Origin of the sequence: Microbacterium sp. SD291, from assembly GCF_017355365.1 — a bacterium.
Classification (GTDB): domain Bacteria; phylum Actinomycetota; class Actinomycetes; order Actinomycetales; family Microbacteriaceae; genus Microbacterium.
Window position 1 is genome coordinate 43,238 of record NZ_JADIJR010000008.1, and the last position, 17,394, is coordinate 60,631.

Sequence of the window (17,394 nt, forward strand, 5' to 3'; positions counted from 1 at the left end):
GATCGCCGCCGCCGAGGTCAGCGTGCGGCGCCCGCCCGTCGCTTGTTCCAGACGTCGAACGCGACGGCGATCAGCAGCACGAGACCCTTCACGACCTGCTGCGTCGCCTGGTCGAGCCCCATCAGCTGCATGCCGTTGCTCATCACGGCCATGATCAGGCCGCCCACGATCGCGCCGCCGACGCGGCCGACTCCGCCGGTCACCGCCGCGCCGCCGATGAAGCAGGCCGCGATCGCGTCGAGTTCGAACATGTTGCCCGCGCCGGGCTGCGCCCCGTTCGTCCGCGAGGAGAACACGACGCCGGCGACGCCGGCGAGCAGGCCCATGTTCACGAAGATCCAGAAGTTGACCTTGCGCACGTTGACGCCGCTGAGGAGCGCAGCGTGCAGGTTGCCGCCGATCGCGTAGACGTGACGGCCGAAGACGCTCTTCTGTGTGATCACCGCGTAGGCCATGATCAGCACGGCCAGCAGGATCAGCACGAACGGGAGGCCGCGGCTGCTCGCGAGCTGGTAGCCGAACCACATCACGACGGCCGCGATGAGCACGATCTTGGCGATGAACAGGGGAGGGCCTCGACCGACTGCTGGTGTGCGAGCTTCGACCGGCGACTGCGCACCTGCCACACCGCGTAGCCGACGACGCCGATGCCGAAGATCACCAGGGTGAACACGTCGACGCCGTAGCCGCCGAGTATGCCGTTGAAGAAGCCGTTCGCTATCGCGTAGTACTCGCCGCCGAACGGAGACAGAGAGACGTTGCTGAGCACGAGGAAGGTGAGTCCGCGGAAGAGCAGCATGCCCGCGAGGGTCACGATGAAGGCGGGGATGCCGACGAAGGCGACCCAGAAGCCCTGCCACGCGCCGACCAGGAGCCCGACCACGAGGGCGGCGATCACGCCGACCCACCAGGGCTGCTGCATCCGGATCACGAGCACGGCCGCCGTGGCGCCGGTGAGGGCGACCACCGATCCGACCGAGAGATCGATGTGGCCGGCGATGATCACGATCACCATGCCGATCGCGAGGATCAGGATGTACGAGTACTGCAGCACGATGTTGGTGAGGTTGCCCGGCGAGAGGAACGTCGGGTTGAGGACGGCGAAGAAGGCCACGATCGCGACGAACGCGACGAGGATGCCGCTCTGCCGGAGGTTCCGGGTCGCGAGGCTGAACAGATTGGTGACGCCGATCATCGTGCGGCCGTCCTTTCGACAGTCATGAGGTGCATGAGGTTCTCCTGGGTGGCTTCGGATGCCGGCAGTTCACCTGTGATCCTGCCGAAAGCCAGAGTGTAGATGCGGTCGCAGATCCCGAGAAGCTCCGGGAGCTCGGAGGAGATGACCAGAACGCCCTTCCCCTCGGCGACCAGTCTGTTGATGATCGTGTAGATCTCGTACTTCGCGCCGACGTCGATGCCGCGTGTCGGCTCGTCGAGGATCAGCACGTCTGGTTCCGTCTGGATCCACTTGCTGAGCACGACCTTCTGCTGGTTGCCTCCGGAGAGGTTGCCGACCATCTGGAGGACGGAGGGCGACTTGATGTTCATGTCCGCACGGTACTGCTCGGCGACCTGCAGCTCGCGGTTGGCGTCGATCCAGCCGCCGGGGCTGATCATGCGCAGCGACGCCATCGTGATGTTGTGCCGGATGTCGTCGATGAGGTTCAGGCCGAACTTCTTCCGGTCCTCGGTCGCGTAGGCGATGCCGGCGCGGATCGCGGCGCTCGTGGTCGAGGTGTCGACCTCCTTGCCCCGCACGAAGACGCGCCCCTTCGCGCCGCGCCCGTAGGTGCGGCCGAACACGCTCATCGCGAGCTCGGTGCGCCCGGCGCCCATCAGCCCCGCGATGCCGACGACCTCGCCGGCGCGGACCGTGAGCGAGGCGCCCTCCACCATGACGCGGCCGGGCTGCGTGGGGTGGTTCACCGACCAGTCCTCGATCCGCAGGACCTCTTCGCCGATCTCCTGCTCGCGCTCGGGGTAGCGGTTGGCGAGGTCGCGGCCGACCATGGCGCGGATGATCCGCTCCTGGGTGGATGCCGGGTCGCTCATGTCGAGCGTCTCGATCGTGCGGCCGTCGCGGATGACGGTGGTGCGGTCGGCGATCGCGTCGATCTCGTTGAGCTTGTGGGAGATGATGATCGACGTCATCCCCTCGTCGCGCAGGCGCCTGATCAGGTCGAGCAGGTGCGCGGAGTCGGTGTCGTTCAGTGCCGCCGTCGGCTCGTCGAGGATCAGCAGGCGCACGTTCTTCGACAGCGCCTTGGCGATCTCGACGAGCTGCTGCTTGCCGACGCCCAGCTGGGCGACCGGGGTGGTGGGGTTCTCGTCGAGGCCCACCTGGGCGAGCAGCCGGGATGCCTCGGAGTTCGCACGATCCCAGTCGATCAGGCCGTTCCTGCCCCTGACCTCGTTGCCGAGGAAGATGTTCTCGGCGATGCTGAGGTACGGGATCAGCGCCAGCTCCTGGTGGATGATGACGATCCCGCGCTGCTCCGAGTCGTTGATCGAGCCGAACTGCGCCTCCTCGCCCTCGAAGGCGATCTCGCCCTCGTAGCTACCGTGCGGGTAGACGCCGGAGAGGACCTTCATCAGGGTCGACTTGCCCGCGCCGTTCTCGCCGCAGACGGCGAGGATCTCGCCGCGGCTGACGTCGAGGCTGACCCCCTGGAGCGCTTTCACCCCCGGGAAGCTCTTCTCGATGTCCCGCATCTGCAGAATCGGTGTCGTCATGATCGATGTCCTTCCGTCGAGAGACGGGGCGTGCTGCCTGCCGACAGCACGCCCCGTCGTTCGGGATCTACTCGGCGACGCCCGATTCGACCTCGGCCTGCGTCCAGTAGCCGGAGTCGACCAGGAGCGAGGTGATGCTGTCGGCGTAGACGATGTCCGACTGGAGGAGGTGCGACGGCACGACCTTGACGCCGTTGTCGTACGTCTCGGTGTCGTTCGCCTCCGGCTCATCGCCGTCGAGCATCGACTCGGCGACGATGACGGACTGCTCGGCGAGCTTGCGCGTGTCCTTGAAGATCGACGCGAACTGCACGCCCTGGTCGATCAGGGTGACCGAGGCGATCTCGGCATCCTGTCCGCTCACGACGGGAAGGCCGTCGGCGATGCTCGCGCCCAGGCCGCCCGTGCCCTGCAGGGCGGTGATGATGCCGCGGGAGAGGCCGTCGTACGGCGAGAGGACGCCGTCGAGCTTCGTGCCGTTGCCGTAGGTCGAGGTCAGCAGGTCCTCCATGCGCTTCTGCGCCGTCTCCTGCTGCCAGCGCAGGATCGCCGCCTGCTCGATCTCGGTCTGGCCGGACGGCACGGCGATGACGCCCTCGTCCATGTACGGCTTCAGGGTGTCGATCGCGCCCTGCCAGAAGAAGTGCGCGTTGTTGTCATCGAGCGACCCGGCGAACAGCTCGACGTTGAACGGGCCCTTCTCGCCCGTCTCCTTGCCGTCGGCGTCGAGGACGCCGAGTCCGGTGAGCAGCGAGGTCGCCTGCTGCACGCCGACCTTGTAGTTGTCGAAGGTCACGTAGAAGTCGACGTGCTCGCTGTCGCGGATCAGTCGGTCGTAGGAGATGACCGGGATGTTCGCCGCCGCGGCCGCGTCGAGCTGGGAGGAGAGCGCCGTGCCGTCGATCGCGGCGATGATGAGGAGGTCGGCGCCCTTGGTGATCATCTGGTCGATCTGCTGTCCCTGGGTGGGGATGTCGTCGCCGGCGTACTGCAACTCGACCTGGTAGCCCGCGTCCTCCAGGCCCTTCTCGACCGCCTCGCCGTCTGCGATCCAGCGCTCCGAGGTCTGCGTCGGCATCGAGACGCCGATCAGCATGTCGCCCTTGTCGGCGGAGCCTTCGGAGCCCGCGCCCGGAGTCGAGCCGGCGCCGCCGCCGCCGCAACCGGTGAGGGCGAGCGCCCCGGCGAGGCCGAGGGCGGCCAGTGCATACTTCTTCTTCATTCCGAGCTCCTTTGCTGTGCAATGCGTCGTCCTCGGGTCACGCCGCGGGACTACGATCCCGGCCATTCGGGACTCGCTTCGGATACTTTCCTTGAGTTCGAGACTCGAAGTCAAGCCTTCGTGATCAATTCGTGATCAGCCCGGAATCCTGGGGAGCGTGCCCGAGGCTCGTTTCGATCAAGGGTCGAAACAATTCGAGTCTCGAAGTCAAGAGTCGGGAAATCGCACTTCCCGGCACATTTCCGGCGGCGGAGATATCGATTTCGCGAATCGTTTCGATAAACTTGGCGCACCCCGATCAGCCACTCATTCCTGCGAGCCGCTCCCTTCATGGCCACCTCCCTCACCACGGGCCGTCCGTGGCGCGTCATCCTGTCCTTCTCCGTCCCGCTCCTCCTCGGCAACGTGGTGCAGCAGCTGTACCAGTTCGCCGACGCCATCGTCGTCGGCCGTCATCTCGGCGTCGACTCGCTCGCCGCCGTCGGCGCGACCGGCAGCCTGCTGTTCCTGCTCCTCGGGTTCGCCTGGGGGCTGACCAGCGGCTTCGCGATCCCGATCGCCCAGGCCTACGGCGCCGGCGACGATGCCGCCGTCCGCCGATCCGTCGCGACAGGAGTGCTCCTCACCGGGATCACCAGCGTGGTGCTGACCGTCGTCTCCCCGCTCATCTCCGAGGCGACCCTGGTGCTGCTGCAGACGCCGGACGAGCTCCTCGCCGAGGCCACCGTCTTCACGCAGATCAGCTTCATCGGCGCCGGCGCGACGATGTTCTTCAACTACCTCTCCGCGATCATCCGCGCGATCGGCGACTCGCGCACGCCGCTGATCTTCCTCACCGTGTCGTGCGCGCTGAACGTCGGCCTCGTCATCCTCATGGTGGGCCCGCTCGCATGGGGCGTCGGCGGGGCGGCGCTGGCCACGGTGGTGGCGCAGGCGGTCTCGGTCGCGCTGTGCCTCGAGTTCGTCCGTCGCCGGCTGCCTCTTCTCCATCTCCGCCGCGACGACTGGCGGATCGGCCGCGCCGACATCGCCGAGCACCTGCGCCTCGGTCTTCCGATGGGCTTCCAGGCGTCGATCATCGCGATCGGCACGCTCACGGTGCAGGTCGCGCTGAACACCCTCGGCGCCGACGCGGTCGCCGCGTACACGACGGCCTCGCGCGTCGACAGCCTCGCGGTGGCCTTCCTGTCCTCGATCGGCCTCGCCGTGTCGATGTACGCGGCGCAGAACATCGGCGGCCGTCGCCCCGACCGCATCCGCCGCGGCGTGATCGAGGCGACCTGGATCGCGGTCGGCGGGGGCGTCGTGCTCGGCGTGCTGCTGATCGCCTTCGGCGTGCCGATGGTGCGCCTGTTCATCGGCGAGGGGTCGGACGACGTCGTCGACCTGGCCCACTTGATGCTGATCATCAACGGATGCGGCTACTGGGCGCTCGGGATGCTGTTCGTGCTCCGCGGCGCTCTGCAGGGTCTCGGGCACACCGTGGTGCCGACCGTCACCGGCGTCGTCGAGCTCGTGATGCGCGTCGGCGCCGCGGTCGTGCTCGGTGCGATGATCGGGTTCGCCGGGGTCGCGCTCAGCAATCCGCTGGCCTGGGTCGGCGCGAACCTGCTGCTGATCCCGGCCTACATCCGCGCCCATCGTGCGCTCGGGCGGATGCCGGTGGACCCGGTCGAGGCGACGGAGACCTCCGCGATCGCGATCGTCGGGCCGGTCGACGGATCGATGGTGGTGGATGCCGTCGTGACGCGGCCCGTCCGCGTCATCCGCAGGTCGCCTCTCGCCCGGCTGAAGCGGCGTTGAACAGATCGTCACGATTGCTCAACATCATCCTTGAGACGGATGCACCCTCTGCCGACACTTCATAGTGTTGGTACTGCGGAGGTTCCGCTGACGGGGGGTCGTCATGTCGTCTTTGAGGGTGGTCAATGACCTGGCATCGATACTGGTGCCGATCGGAGTGACCGGGGCAGCGCTGGCCGCGCTGTGCGCGATCGTCGCCGCTGTCGCGATCGTGCGCGGTGCGGGCGGTCTGGTCGGAGGTGCGGTGGGGGTCTGGATCCCCTTCGCGGTGCTGAGCTCGACCGCGGGCTTCGCCAGCCAGTGGACGCCGCTGCTGGCGTCGGCGATCGTGCTGGTCGCGATGCTGGCCGTCGGAGGAATCGTGCGGGCGATCATGCACGCCGCGACTGCCGGCAGAATGGCGCGTCCGGTGCACACTGCGGATGCCGTGCGCGTCGCGGTTCCGGCTGCGCCGCCTGTTCCGGCAGGGCCGCCGCGCGCCGGCGTCGGCGCCGCGCTCACCGGCACGGTGGCGACGCTCGCACGGCAGAATCCCGCCCGCGCCGCCTGACTCCGAACCAGCCCGCTCAGGAGCATGCTCGCCGCAAAGACCGTCTGTGTGCGTCAAGCGCATGTTCCGAGGGTCCCGGAGCATGCATTTGACGCAAACAGACGGGTGGGTGGGGTGCTGGGGCCGCACGTGCCGGGTCGGGCGGGCGCTGAGTCAGCGGGCGAGCAGCCCGCTGCCGTCGCGGAGCTCGAACACGAGCTGCGTCTCGGTGCCGCGGACGACCGGGTGGATCGTGATGTGCTCGAGCACGATGTCGCGGAGCGCCGTGGCATCCTGCACCGCGACGTGCACGAGGAAGTCGTCGACGCCCGCGACGTGGAACACCTGCAGCACGCGGGGGATGCTGACGAGCGCGTCGAACAGCGCGATGACCTTGGGGCCGGTGTGGTTCGCGAGGCGCACCTTGATGATCGCCTGCAGCGGGAAGCCGAGGGCGGCGCCGTCGACGCGAATGCGGGTGTCGCGGATGACTCCGCGCTCCCGGAGCGCCCGCACGCGGTGGGCGCAGGTCGACTCGGCGAGGCCCAGCCGGTGCGCGAGGGCCTTGTTCGTGATCTCGGCGTCACGGGTGAGTGCTGCCAGGAGTTCGAGATCCACTTCGTCGAGTTGCGCTTTCGCCAACGTGACTCCTTCTCCGGGCCGGAACTCTGCTCAGAATAGCGAGACTCGGGCAGAAAGCAGCGAATCCTGTCGATTCCGAGCGATCATATTGGGATTCCGGCAACGTGGAAGCATGACTGCACCGCTGCATCCCGACACCGTCGCCGTCCACGCCGGCCGCTCCGACCTCGAGGATCTCGGGGTGCACGCCCTGCCGATCGACCTCTCCACGATGAACCCGCTGCCCGACATCGAGCGCGGCGGCGACTCCTACGAGGCGATGGCCACCGGTGGTCGTCCTCCCGCCGACGGCAGCATGGTCTACGCCCGTCTCTGGAATCCGACGGTGGCCCGGTTCGAGGAGGCGCTCGCCGAGCTCGAGCACGCGGAGGCATCGGTCGCGTTCGCCTCGGGCATGGCTGCCATGACCGCGGTGATCCTCGCGCACGGGCCCGCGGCGGGAAAGCCGCACGTCATCGCCGTCCGCCCGCTGTACGGCGGCACCGATCATCTGCTCGGCTCCGGACTCCTCGGCGTGGAGACCACCTACTGCCACTCCGACGAGGTCGCCGCGAGCATCCGCCCCGACACCGGGCTGATCGTGCTCGAGACGCCGGCGAACCCCACTCTCGACATCGCAGACATCGCCGCGGTCGTGGCGCAGGCGGGCGACGTGCCGGTTATCGTCGACAACACCTTCGCGACGCCGGTGCTGCAGAACCCCGTCGACCTGGGCGCGGCGATGTCGCTGCACAGCGCGACGAAGTACCTCGGCGGCCACGGCGACGTGATCGCGGGAGTTGTCGCGTGCAGCGAGCAGACCGCGGAGGCGCTGCGCCGGGTGCGCGCGGTCACCGGCGGGCTGCTGCATCCGCTCGGCGCCTACCTCCTGCACCGCGGGCTGACCACGCTGCCGGTGCGGATGCGCGCCCAGCAGGAGACCGCCCGCCGCATAGTGCAGTGGCTCATCGACCGCCCGGAGGTGGCCGAGGTCTTCTATCCTGGTCTCGACGGCGACCCGCGCGGCATCCTCGAGCGGCAGATGCGCGGCACCGGAGCGATGATCGCGATGCGGATGCAGGGCGGCTATGCCGCGGCATCCGCCGTGACGAACGCCACCTCGCTGTTCACGCACGCCGTATCCCTCGGCGGTGTCGACTCGCTGATCCAGCATCCGGCCGCGCTCACGCACCGGCCCGTTCCGGCTGAGGCTCGCCCTGGCGCGGATGTGCTGCGCCTGTCGATCGGGCTCGAGAACGCGGATGACCTGATCGCCGACCTCGCGCAGGCCTTCGCGGCCGTGCCGCAGGGGGCGGATGCCGGAGCCGCCGCTCTCGAAGAGGAGCTGCACTCGGTCGGATGATGTGTTGACTCGCGGTCAACACGTTTTGTGCACTCGACACAAGAAACTCAGTCCCAACTTGACTGGGACTTGGTTTCGATGTGCATAACATGCGGGACCCGAAGGCGGCGCCCATACGCTCGCCGGTGGCAACGATGCCACTGATCCCTCTGGAGTCCCTCAATGACGAGCGCAAATACCCACTCGCACGGCCTCGGCATGCGCATCGCCGTGATCGTGCTCAGCGTGCTGCTGGCCGCGATGGTGGTCCTGTTCTTCCTCACGACCGGCAAGATCGCCGCCGGAGCCGGCGAGCTCGCAGAGGGCGCGACGACCGCGAGCGACGGCTCGGCCGAACTGGCCGCGGGTGCGGAGGAGCTCTCGAGCGGCGCCGACAAGCTCGCCGACGGCACCGACGACCTGTCTGCCGGCGCCAGCAGTGCGCACGAGGGCTCCCAGAAGGTCGCGGCCGGTGCGCAGAGCGCCGCCGCCGGCGCCGCCGCCCTGGCATCGGGTGCCGACAGTCTCTCCGTCGGCGCATGGAACGCCGCGGACGGCGCGGGACGGCTGAGCGCCGGTGCGCAGTCGGCATGGTCGGGCGCGCAACTGCTCGCATCGAACCTGACGAAGGCGGATGCCGGCGCGCAGACTGCCCTCGGCGGTGCTCAGGAGCTCGCCGCCGGTGCGCAGAAGGCGGCCGTGGGTGCCCAGACGGCGCTCGGCGGCGCGCAGCTGGTGTCGGAAGGCGCGTTGAAAGTGGACGCCGGGGCGCAGCGGGTGCTCGACGGTGCGACCAGGCTCGCCGCCGGAGTCGCCGGCGCCCATCAGATCGCGGGCAGCGTGCAGGCCGGCGCCCAGCAGCTGAGCACGGAGATCTCCGCCGCGATCACCCCGCAGCTCCAGGGGCTGGCCAGCGAACAGGCCGCCACGGCGATCACGGGTGCGGCCGCAGCGGTCCCCGCGAACTCGCAGAAGCTCGCAGACTCGCTTGCCCAGCTCGCCGCCGCAGATCCCGCGAACGCGCAGCTCCAGGAGCTCGCGAAGCTGGCCGCCGGGGTCGACGCGCAGGTCGACGGCATCGCAGGTGCCGCCGCCGCCGCGCCGCTGCTCGCCCAGGGCACGATCCGTGCCGGTGAGGGCGCGAAGAAGGTCGCCGCGGGCGCCGGCGCGCTCGTCTACGGGGACGCCGCGCTGGGCTGGCCCGGCACCGTCGCACTGGTCGACACCGCCACGGGTGCCCCTGCGCTGGTCGCAGGAGCGCAGCTGCTCAAGGACGGCACGACGCCGCTCGCCGCGGGCGCAGGAAAGCTCTTCACCGGACTGCAGCCGCTCAAGGACGGCACGGCGCAGCTCTCCGCGGGGGCCTCGAAGCTCGCGGCCGGCCTCCAGCCCCTGAAGGACGGCACGGCCCAGCTCTCCGCGGGCGCGACGACTCTCACCGGCGGCCTGCAGGCGCTGTCCACCGGTGCGACCTCGCTGCACGACGGCTCGGTCCGGCTCGGATCGGGCGCGATGAGCCTGGACGAGGGCGCGACCGCACTCGCCGCGGGAACAGCCGCTCTCCAGTCGGGTGCGAGCAGCCTCAGCACCGGAGTCGGCGAGCTGTCCGCGGGCGCGGCGACCGTCGCCGACGGCACGGGACAGCTCGCGGCCGGCGGTGACCGGCTCGAAGCCGGTGCCGCGGACCTCGCCGAGGGCAACGGCCTCATCGCCGATGGCTCGGGCACGCTCGCGACCGCGACCGCCGGAGCGGCACCGTCGATGCTCCCGTGGATGCTCGGCATCGCGCTGGTCGGCCTCATCGCGATCGGCTTCTGGGTCGGTCACCGCGTCAGCCACCGCCGCGCGCTCGCACTGGCGGCGTAGATCCCGGCAGGGCCGACACGCCAGGCGTGTCGGCCCCCGGTCTGGGAGGACGCCGCTCACCGGCATCCGCTCACGGCAGAGCCGCCTTGGGCAGAATCGGGCTCGGCGGTGCCGGTGGCGACGGATGCTGGGGGCATGAGCGAAGACAACCCCATCCCGCAGTTCGGCCCCGAGGCGCGCCGAGCGCTTTTCCACGACCGCATCCTGGTGCTGGACGGCGCCCTCGACGACGACAACGGCACCCTGCTGATGACGCAGCTGCTGACGCTGTCGGCTGAGGACCCGATCGCCGACATCGCCCTGTGGATCCACTCGCCGGGCGGCTCGGTGCCGTCGATGCTGGCCATCCGCGACCTCATGCAGCTGGTGCCGAACGACGTGTCCACCCTGGCGCTGGGTCTCGCCTGCAGCGCCGGGCAGTTCCTGCTGTCGGCGGGAACCCCTGGCAAGCGGCGGGCGCTGCCGCATGCGCGCATCCTGATGCACCAGGGCTCTTCGGGCATCGGTGGCTCGGCTGTCGAGATCGAGACGCAGGCCGACGACCTGCGGCACATGCGCGACACCGTGCTCGGCCTGATCGCCCACGACACCGGCCAGCCCATCGGCCGCATCTTCGAGGACTCGCTGCACGACCGCTGGTACACCGCGACGCAGGCGCGGGACTACGGCTTCATCGACGAGATCGTCGGCTCGATCGGCGAGATCATGCCGCGCCGACGGGCGCGCGTCGGACTGGGGATGGACGCATGAGCAGCTACACGATCCCGAACGTGATCGCGCAGCATCCGCGCGGGGAGCGCGTCATGGACGTGTACTCGCACCTGCTCGCCGAGCGCGTCATCTACCTCGGGACCGGCATCGACGCGGGCGTCGCGAACGCGCTGATCGCGCAGCTGCTGCATCTCGACGCCGACAGCCCCGACAGCGCGGTGCAGTTCTACATCAACAGCGAGGGCGGCGATCCCGGCGCGGCCCTGGCCATCTACGACACCATGCAGCACATCCGGCCGGGCATCGCGACGACGTGCGTCGGTCAGGCGATCGGCCCTGCCGCGCTGCTCGTGGCGGCCGGTGCACCAGGGCAGCGGGCCGCGCTCGCGCACGCCCGGATCGTGCTGCACCAGCCGGCCGGGCAGTCGCGGGGCGCGATCCCCGACCTGATCCTCGCGGCCGACGAGGTCGTGCGGGTGCGCAACGACATGGAGGCGATCCTCGCCAGGCACAGCGGACGGAGCGTCGCGGAGCTGCGTGCCGACACCGACCGCGACCGGGTGTTCACGGCATCCGCCGCTCTGGACTACGGGCTGATCGACACGGTGCTGGGCGAGCGGGGCGCGTAGGGGCCGTGCTGATCGGGGCCGAAGAGAGTGAAGCGGCCCCGGCTCAGGCGGCGAGTGCGAAGGCGCCGCGGGACGATGCCACCGACACCGCGGCGGATGCCGGAACCGCCGTCGACCGCAGCTCATCGGCCACGCTGCTGGTCAGCTCGATCAGCGAGGTGTCGAGGGCCCCGGCGATCGCGGCGATCATCTCGCTCGACGGCTCCTTGAGCCCTCGTTCGACCTCGGAGAGGTACTGCGGCGAGACGCCGGCCTTCTCGGCGGTCTCGGTCAGCGTCTCGTCGCGGTCGTGCCGTCGCCGGCGCAGCTGATCGCCGAGCAGCTGACGCCAGAGCGGCTCGGGATCGCCTCGACGGGCAGGCGGGGAGGGGCGACGGGGTGCACGGGGGAACGGGACGATGTCGGCCATGCCTCACGATAATCCGCAGTTCGGATGCGGATCGAGCGGTTCTGCTCTGAGCAGAACCCGGTGCCGCGGGCTGCGCCGCCACAACTCCGGAGATTCGCGCGAACCTGTGGCGGCGTCCGCTGGAGAACCGCGGAACCCCGGGGGAGCGGCTGAGGAGCCGTCGAAGTTCTCCGGAGTTGTGGCGGGCGGCCTCGCGCGCAGCGCGAGCACGAGCGCGCGGATTCAGGCCACCCGGATCGGGGCGACCGGATTCGGGGCATCCGTGCTCAGGCCCCGGTGCGGTCGGCCTCGGCCCGCAGGGCGGCGAGCACAGCAGCGGATGCCGCGGCATCCGTCGCCGCCCAGCTCGCCAGCATCCTGAGCTTCTCCTCCGAGGCGGTCGCCGGTTCGACGGTGTACGTCGACAGCAGCAGTCCCGGGTCCGCGGGAAGCTCGAACGCCTCGTAGGTCAGCTCGATCTCGCCCACCACGGGGTGGTCGATCCGCTTCACGCCGGTGCGGTGGAACCGCACGTTGTGGGAGGCCCACAGCATCCGGAACCGGTCGCTGCGCATGGAGAGCTCGCCGACGAGGTCGGTGAGCTTCCGGTCGTGCGGGCTGCGCCCCGCCTCGCTGCGCATGGCCGCCACGAGATCCTGGGTCACGCGCTCCCAATCGGGATAGAACTCGTGAGCCGCGGGGTCGAGGAACGCGAAGCGCGCGCTGTTCGGCACCGGATCCGCGAACACCGGCGCGTACAGCGCGCGACCGAGCGCGTTGCCGGCGAGGTAGTCGAAGTGGCTGTCGCGCACGACCGCGGGCACCTCGGTCATCGCATCGAGCAGACGGAGGATGCTGGGCCGCAGCTCGCCCGCCTTCCTCCGCGGGCGTCGGATCACCCGGGAGGCGCCTGCCGCCCGCGCGAGGTCGAACAGGTGCGCGGTCTCGGCCTCATCCAGCTGCAGCGCGCGGGCCAGGGCTTCGAGCACGCTGTCGGACGCACCGGACAGGTCGCCGCGCTCGAGCCGGGTGTAGTAGTCGACGCTGATGCCGGCGAGCAGCGCGACCTCCTCGCGGCGGAGCCCCGGCACGCGGCGGTTTCCGCCGTAAGCGGGGAGCCCTGCCCGATCGGGGGTGATGCGGTCGCGCCTCGTGGAGAGGAACTCGCGCGCCTCGCTGCGGTTGTCCATGCCTCCGACCGTACGCCGTGCGGCCGTCCCGAGACAGGCACTGGCAGTACCTGGGCCGCAGCTCGCGGCTCGCCGGCGAACCGGGTCAGAGCGCCTCTTCCACCCCCGGCAGCAGCGTCGACAGGATCGCGCCGAGCTGCGCGCGCTCCTCGGCGCTGAGGGGATCGAGCACGAGCTCGCGGATCTGCGCCACATGCACTGGCGCCGCTGCGCGCAGCACCTCGCGCCCGGCATCCGTCAGCCGTGCCGTGAGGGTGCGCTTGTCGCTGCCGCAGCTGGTGCGCCGCACCCATCCGCGTTCCTCGAGCGAGTCGAGGGCGTGGCTGAGACGCGAGCGGCTGAGGCTCGCCATGCGGGCGAGCTCGCTCATCGGGATCGGGTCGGCGTCCTGCCCCGCGAGCATCACCAGGATCGCGTAGTGCGCGTGGTTGATCCCCGCCTCGGACTTCAGCGCGCGGTCGAGCACCTGCGGCAGCAGCTGCACGAACCGGATGGTCGGCAGCCACGTCTGCATCTCGGCATCCTCGAGCCGCCGTTCCGGCCGCTCCATCGACATCACGCGGCTGACAGGTCGAGCGTGTGCGAGGTGTGGTCGCGCTTGGCCTCCAGGTAGCGGGTGTTCGCCTCGGAGAGGTGCACGCCGGTGGGAACCCGCTCGGTGACGCGGATGCCGAGCGCGTCGAGCTGCACCGCCTTGTCGGGGTTGTTGCTGAGCAGCCGGATGCCGCCGACTCCCGCCGCCTGCAGCATCTGGGCGGCGACGGTGTAGTCGCGCTCGTCCTCGCCGTGCCCGAGGGCGAGATTCGCCTCGTAGGTGTCGAGGCCCGAGTCCTGCAGGGCATACGCGTCGAGCTTGGCGTAGAGGCCGATGCCGCGGCCCTCCTGACGCAGGTACAGCAGGAAGCCGCCCTCGGCGGAGATGCGCTCCATCGCCTCCCGCAGCTGCGGGCCGCAGTCGCAGCGCTCCGACCCGAACACGTCGCCGGTCAGGCACTCGCTGTGCGGGCGCACCAGCGGGGCGTCGCCTCCGAGGGCATGTCGATCCAGTGCCGACCGCCAGTCGCCGACGCCGAGCAGGAGGTGTTCGCGGCCGTCGACGAGACCGTCGAACGTGACCACATCGGCCGTGGTGGCGAATCCGTCGGCGAAGCGCATCGGCACGCGCACGCGAGTCCGCTCGGTGGCGACCGGAACGACGGTTGAAGTTTCAATCATGTCCGGTGCAACACGGCACGAGCGCCCGTCTATTCCCGCCGGAGTCGTTCCCGTTCCCGGCGCCTCACCAGCCTCAGCTCGCTGGCGAGGATGCCGAGCACCACCAGCGCGCCGCCGATCAGCGCCGTGACGGGCAGCCGCTCCCCGGCGATGCGGCCGACGATCCCCGCCCACACGGGCTCGGCCGAGTAGATGATCGTCGCACGGGTGGGGGACACCGACTTCTGCGCCCAGTTCATCGTCAGCTGGATGATGCAGCTCGCCGCCCCGAGCCCGACCGCGGCGCCGACCCACACCCAGGAGAACTCCGGAACGCCCTCGCCGACGACCGGCATGGTCAGGATGCCGAGCACGCCGGCCGTGAACAGCTGCACGATCGTGACGCGGCCGAGGTCGATGCCTCTCGTGGCGAACACGCTGATCAGGATGATCTCCGCGGCGATCGGCAGGGTCGCGATCATCGTGGCGATCTCGCCAGACCCGAGCGACAGCGTGATGAGGGCCTCGGGGCCGGCGATCAGGATCAATCCCGCGAATGCGAGCCCGGCGCCGACGAACGCCATCGCGGGCGGGCGCCGGCGGAACACGGCCCACTGCGCGAACGGCACCAGCGGCACGTACAGGGCCGTGATGAAGCCGGACGTGCTGGAGTCGATCGTCTGGAGTCCGACCGTCTGCAGCCCGTAGCCGAGGTAGATCATCACGCCGATCGCGATGCCGGCACCGGCATCCCGCCAGCGCATGCCGCGGAACGCGCGGCGGAAGATCACGGCGCTGATGGCGCCGGCGACCAGGAACCGGATGCCGACGAAGAACCACGGACCGGAGTGGTCCATCGCCCAGTGCACGAGCAGGAAGGTGCTGCCCCAGACCGCCGTGATGGCGATGAGGGCGGCCTCCTGCGGGCGGAGGCGCATCCAGCGGAATCGAGTGGGCATCGCGGCCCTCTCTTCTCGTCGCTGCCGCATCGAGCCTATCCGGGTTGTGCCGGCATCCTTCGTCGGCGGGTCCTGCACACCTGTCAGGTGAGATCCGCGGGCTCGTCTGGCAGTCGGCTCGCGGACCTGACAGGCGCAGCAGAGCGGATGCCGGGAGGGGCGGATGCCGCGACTCGGTACCCTCGCAGGGTGAGCAACTTCGTGACTGTCGACGAGCTGAACGACCTGCTGGCTGAGGGCACCCCGGTGCGCGTGATCGACGTGCGCTGGCGCCTCGACCGGCCGGACGGCCGCCACGAATACCGCGAAGGGCACATCCCCGGTGCCGTGTACGTGCCGCTCGACGAAGAGCTGTCGACCCACGGAGAGCCCTCAGAAGGACGGCATCCGCTGCCGTCCACCGAGACGCTGCAGGCGGCGGCGCGCCGCTGGGGCGTGAACCGGGGCGACGTCGTCGTCGCCTATGACGACGCGAACGGCGTCTCCGCCGCCCGCGCCTGGTGGCTGCTGCGGCAGGCCGGCGTCGACGTGCGGGTGCTGGACGGCGGCATCCGCGCCTGGGCGGCCGCCGGCCTCGAGACCGCCACGGATGACGTGGCGCCCGAAACCGGTGACGTGGTGCTCGACGAGATCGGCGCCGACGCGCTCTCGATCGACGAGGCGGCCGCGCTCCCGGCATCCGGCGTCCTGCTCGACGTGCGCGCGCCCGAGCGCTACCGCGGCGAGACCGAGCCGCTCGACCCGGTGGCGGGCCACATCCCCGGTGCAAGGAGCCTCCCCACCGTGCTGCATTTCGACGCGGACGGGCGGATGCTCGATCGCGACACCGTGCTGGCGACGTTCGCCGCAGCCGGCGTGACGCCAGGGGCCTCGGTCGCCGCGTACTGCGGCTCGGGCGTGACGGCCGCGCACACGGCGCTGATCGCCGTGGAGGTCGGCATCGACGCGAAGGTCTTCCCCGGCTCGTGGAGCCAGTGGTCGAACACGCCGGGTCGGCCGGTCGCGACGGGCGCTCAGCCGGGCTGACTGCTCAGCCCTGCGAATCCCTCGCGCCGAATCCCCAGTGCAGTGAGAGTGTGCCTGGGCCGAAGGCCCGGCGCGCCTGGTGGATCGACGTGCGTCCGCCGAGACTCAGCGGCGTGACGACGAGACCCGCCGGCGTCTCGACACGCTCCTCGATCCAGTCCGGCAGCGCGCCGGGGTGGAATCGCGTCCACAGCAGCAGCTCTCGGCACTGCCGGGCCAGGGCGTGGCCCGTGTCGAGCGTCGGCGGATAGCCGGGCGGGTACGCGACCGACCACTCGACCATGGCGGTGTCGGGGGCGGTGAGCGGGGCGTCGAGCTCGAAGAGCCCGCCGTGCACCTCGCCGCTCGGATGCGAATAGTGCGCAGAGATCCGGCCGCCCGACACTGCGGTGACGATCGGGGCAGGGCTGCGCACTCCTGGCGTCATCTCCAGGAACGGGATGCCTGTGACGGTGCCCGAGGTCGCCTGCACGACGCTGCGGATGGAGGTGACCGCGACGCTCCCGTCGGCATCCACGTCCGACACCGAATGCGTCGTGACCTCCCGGGACATGGTCGGATACGGCGCCCCGAGAGCCGTGAAGGCGTCTTTGACCGCGCGCTCGAGGTCCGAGGCGTCGAGCGGGAACTGCACAGGACCGAGGGGCCCGGTGCGCTTGCTGGTCTTCAGCAGGCGCGTCAGGGTGCCGTCAGTCAGATCGAGCAGCCGCTCGATGTCGGCGAGCGCCGCGATCGACTGCGCGCCCTCCGGTCGCCGCGCACCGGAGCGCCAGTAGCTGAGGGTCGCCATCGACACCGTGTTGCCTCGGCCGCGGAGCTGGTCGTGCAGCCAGGAGAGCGTCGCATCCCGGGCGTTGATCGCGTCGCGGAGCGCACTCGCGAACGGATCGGACGGAGTGCCGCGCGGCTCGATCTCGAAACTCATCACAGACCCCCTCCGGTATGTGAAGATGCCGGTTCTACAGTGAGCATAGGACCACACCTCCGCTCTCCTGGGGACCGAGAGACGGGAGTGGGGAACCGGACTGGCTCGACGCAAGCAGGGCGACCGACCTTGATTCGACGCAGTCCTACGCAGTGAGACCCCCCGAACTGCGTGTCTCGTGAGGCCCGGCGAATCATCTGGGGAGATCTCCGCCGGGCCTGACGGCCGCCTGCACGGCGTTCCCGCTCCACGCCCG

Annotated in this window: 16 protein-coding genes and 1 pseudogene; 7 read left to right on the top strand and 10 right to left on the bottom strand. The window is 70.1% G+C overall.

All coding sequences use genetic code 11. The features are described 5' to 3' along the window. Positions 1–17: 17 nt before the first annotated feature. The 3 genes and pseudogenes from mmsB to chvE form a co-directional block, all read right to left on the bottom strand. Positions 18–1,195 (bottom strand): annotated as a pseudogene (mmsB, locus tag IPV10_RS06410) (multiple monosaccharide ABC transporter permease). Then, the gene (gene mmsA, locus IPV10_RS06415; protein WP_207481707.1) at positions 1,192–2,733 is read right to left on the bottom strand and encodes a multiple monosaccharide ABC transporter ATP-binding protein; all 1,542 of its coding nucleotides are present in this window, start codon (positions 2,731–2,733) and stop codon (positions 1,192–1,194) included. Before mmsA ends, mmsB begins: the two are co-directional and overlap by 4 nt. 67 nt (positions 2,734–2,800) lie before the next feature. Further along, a complete protein-coding gene (gene chvE, locus IPV10_RS06420; RefSeq protein ID WP_207481709.1) occupies positions 2,801–3,955 on the bottom strand; it encodes a multiple monosaccharide ABC transporter substrate-binding protein in 1,155 nt (384 codons plus the stop codon). Between the two features lie 330 nt (positions 3,956–4,285). On the opposite strand from chvE, the gene IPV10_RS06425 reads away from it, so the two are divergent. Together IPV10_RS06425 and IPV10_RS06430 are read left to right on the top strand one after the other, a co-directional pair. After that, positions 4,286–5,758 (top strand): MATE family efflux transporter, encoded by a 1,473-nt coding sequence (locus IPV10_RS06425; RefSeq protein ID WP_207481711.1) that lies wholly within the window; start codon positions 4,286–4,288, stop codon positions 5,756–5,758. A gap of 118 nt (positions 5,759–5,876) precedes the next feature. After that, positions 5,877–6,308 (top strand): hypothetical protein, encoded by a 432-nt coding sequence (locus tag IPV10_RS06430; RefSeq protein WP_207481713.1) that lies wholly within the window; start codon positions 5,877–5,879, stop codon positions 6,306–6,308. Between the two features lie 153 nt (positions 6,309–6,461). Here IPV10_RS06430 and IPV10_RS06435 read toward each other — a convergent pair whose 3' ends face one another. Then, positions 6,462–6,929, bottom strand: a complete 468-nt coding sequence (locus IPV10_RS06435; protein ID WP_207481715.1) for an Lrp/AsnC family transcriptional regulator — start codon at positions 6,927–6,929, stop codon at positions 6,462–6,464. A 112-nt stretch (positions 6,930–7,041) separates the two neighbouring features. On the opposite strand from IPV10_RS06435, the gene IPV10_RS06440 reads away from it, so the two are divergent. From IPV10_RS06440 to IPV10_RS06455, 4 genes are all read left to right on the top strand, one after another. Beyond that, positions 7,042–8,271 (top strand): PLP-dependent aspartate aminotransferase family protein, encoded by a 1,230-nt coding sequence (locus tag IPV10_RS06440; RefSeq protein WP_207481717.1) that lies wholly within the window; start codon positions 7,042–7,044, stop codon positions 8,269–8,271. Between the two features lie 162 nt (positions 8,272–8,433). After that, the gene (locus tag IPV10_RS06445; RefSeq protein WP_207481719.1) at positions 8,434–10,116 is read left to right on the top strand and encodes a hypothetical protein; all 1,683 of its coding nucleotides are present in this window, start codon (positions 8,434–8,436) and stop codon (positions 10,114–10,116) included. A 135-nt stretch (positions 10,117–10,251) separates the two neighbouring features. Next, positions 10,252–10,866, top strand: a complete 615-nt coding sequence (locus IPV10_RS06450; protein WP_207481721.1) for a ClpP family protease — start codon at positions 10,252–10,254, stop codon at positions 10,864–10,866. Continuing rightward, the gene (locus IPV10_RS06455) at positions 10,863–11,456 is read left to right on the top strand and encodes a ClpP family protease (RefSeq protein WP_207481723.1); all 594 of its coding nucleotides are present in this window, start codon (positions 10,863–10,865) and stop codon (positions 11,454–11,456) included. The genes IPV10_RS06450 and IPV10_RS06455 overlap by 4 nt, the downstream gene beginning before the upstream one ends. A 43-nt stretch (positions 11,457–11,499) precedes the next feature. Here the strand turns inward: IPV10_RS06455 and IPV10_RS06460 are convergent, their stop codons facing one another. The 5 genes from IPV10_RS06460 to IPV10_RS06480 form a co-directional block, all read right to left on the bottom strand. Continuing rightward, positions 11,500–11,865 (bottom strand): helix-turn-helix domain-containing protein, encoded by a 366-nt coding sequence (locus IPV10_RS06460; protein ID WP_207481725.1) that lies wholly within the window; start codon positions 11,863–11,865, stop codon positions 11,500–11,502. A gap of 266 nt (positions 11,866–12,131) precedes the next feature. Beyond that, positions 12,132–13,034 (bottom strand): helix-turn-helix domain-containing protein, encoded by a 903-nt coding sequence (locus IPV10_RS06465; protein ID WP_207481727.1) that lies wholly within the window; start codon positions 13,032–13,034, stop codon positions 12,132–12,134. An 85-nt stretch (positions 13,035–13,119) separates the two neighbouring features. Then, positions 13,120–13,548 (bottom strand): MarR family winged helix-turn-helix transcriptional regulator, encoded by a 429-nt coding sequence (locus tag IPV10_RS06470; RefSeq protein ID WP_242684705.1) that lies wholly within the window; start codon positions 13,546–13,548, stop codon positions 13,120–13,122. A 41-nt stretch (positions 13,549–13,589) separates the two neighbouring features. Beyond that, positions 13,590–14,249, bottom strand: coding sequence for a GTP cyclohydrolase II (ribA, locus tag IPV10_RS06475; RefSeq protein WP_207481741.1), 660 nt, complete (start codon positions 14,247–14,249; stop codon positions 13,590–13,592). Positions 14,250–14,278: 29 nt separating this feature from the next. Continuing rightward, positions 14,279–15,187, bottom strand: a complete 909-nt coding sequence (locus IPV10_RS06480; protein ID WP_242684706.1) for a DMT family transporter — start codon at positions 15,185–15,187, stop codon at positions 14,279–14,281. A 189-nt stretch (positions 15,188–15,376) separates the two neighbouring features. Here IPV10_RS06480 and IPV10_RS06485 point away from each other — a divergent pair, with 189 nt between their 5' ends. Next, entirely contained in the window at positions 15,377–16,213 is an 837-nt protein-coding gene (locus tag IPV10_RS06485) for a sulfurtransferase (RefSeq protein WP_207481743.1), read from the top strand. A gap of 4 nt (positions 16,214–16,217) precedes the next feature. Here the strand turns inward: IPV10_RS06485 and IPV10_RS06490 are convergent, their stop codons facing one another. Next, positions 16,218–17,138 (bottom strand): hypothetical protein, encoded by a 921-nt coding sequence (locus IPV10_RS06490; RefSeq protein WP_207481745.1) that lies wholly within the window; start codon positions 17,136–17,138, stop codon positions 16,218–16,220. Positions 17,139–17,394 lie beyond the last annotated feature (256 nt).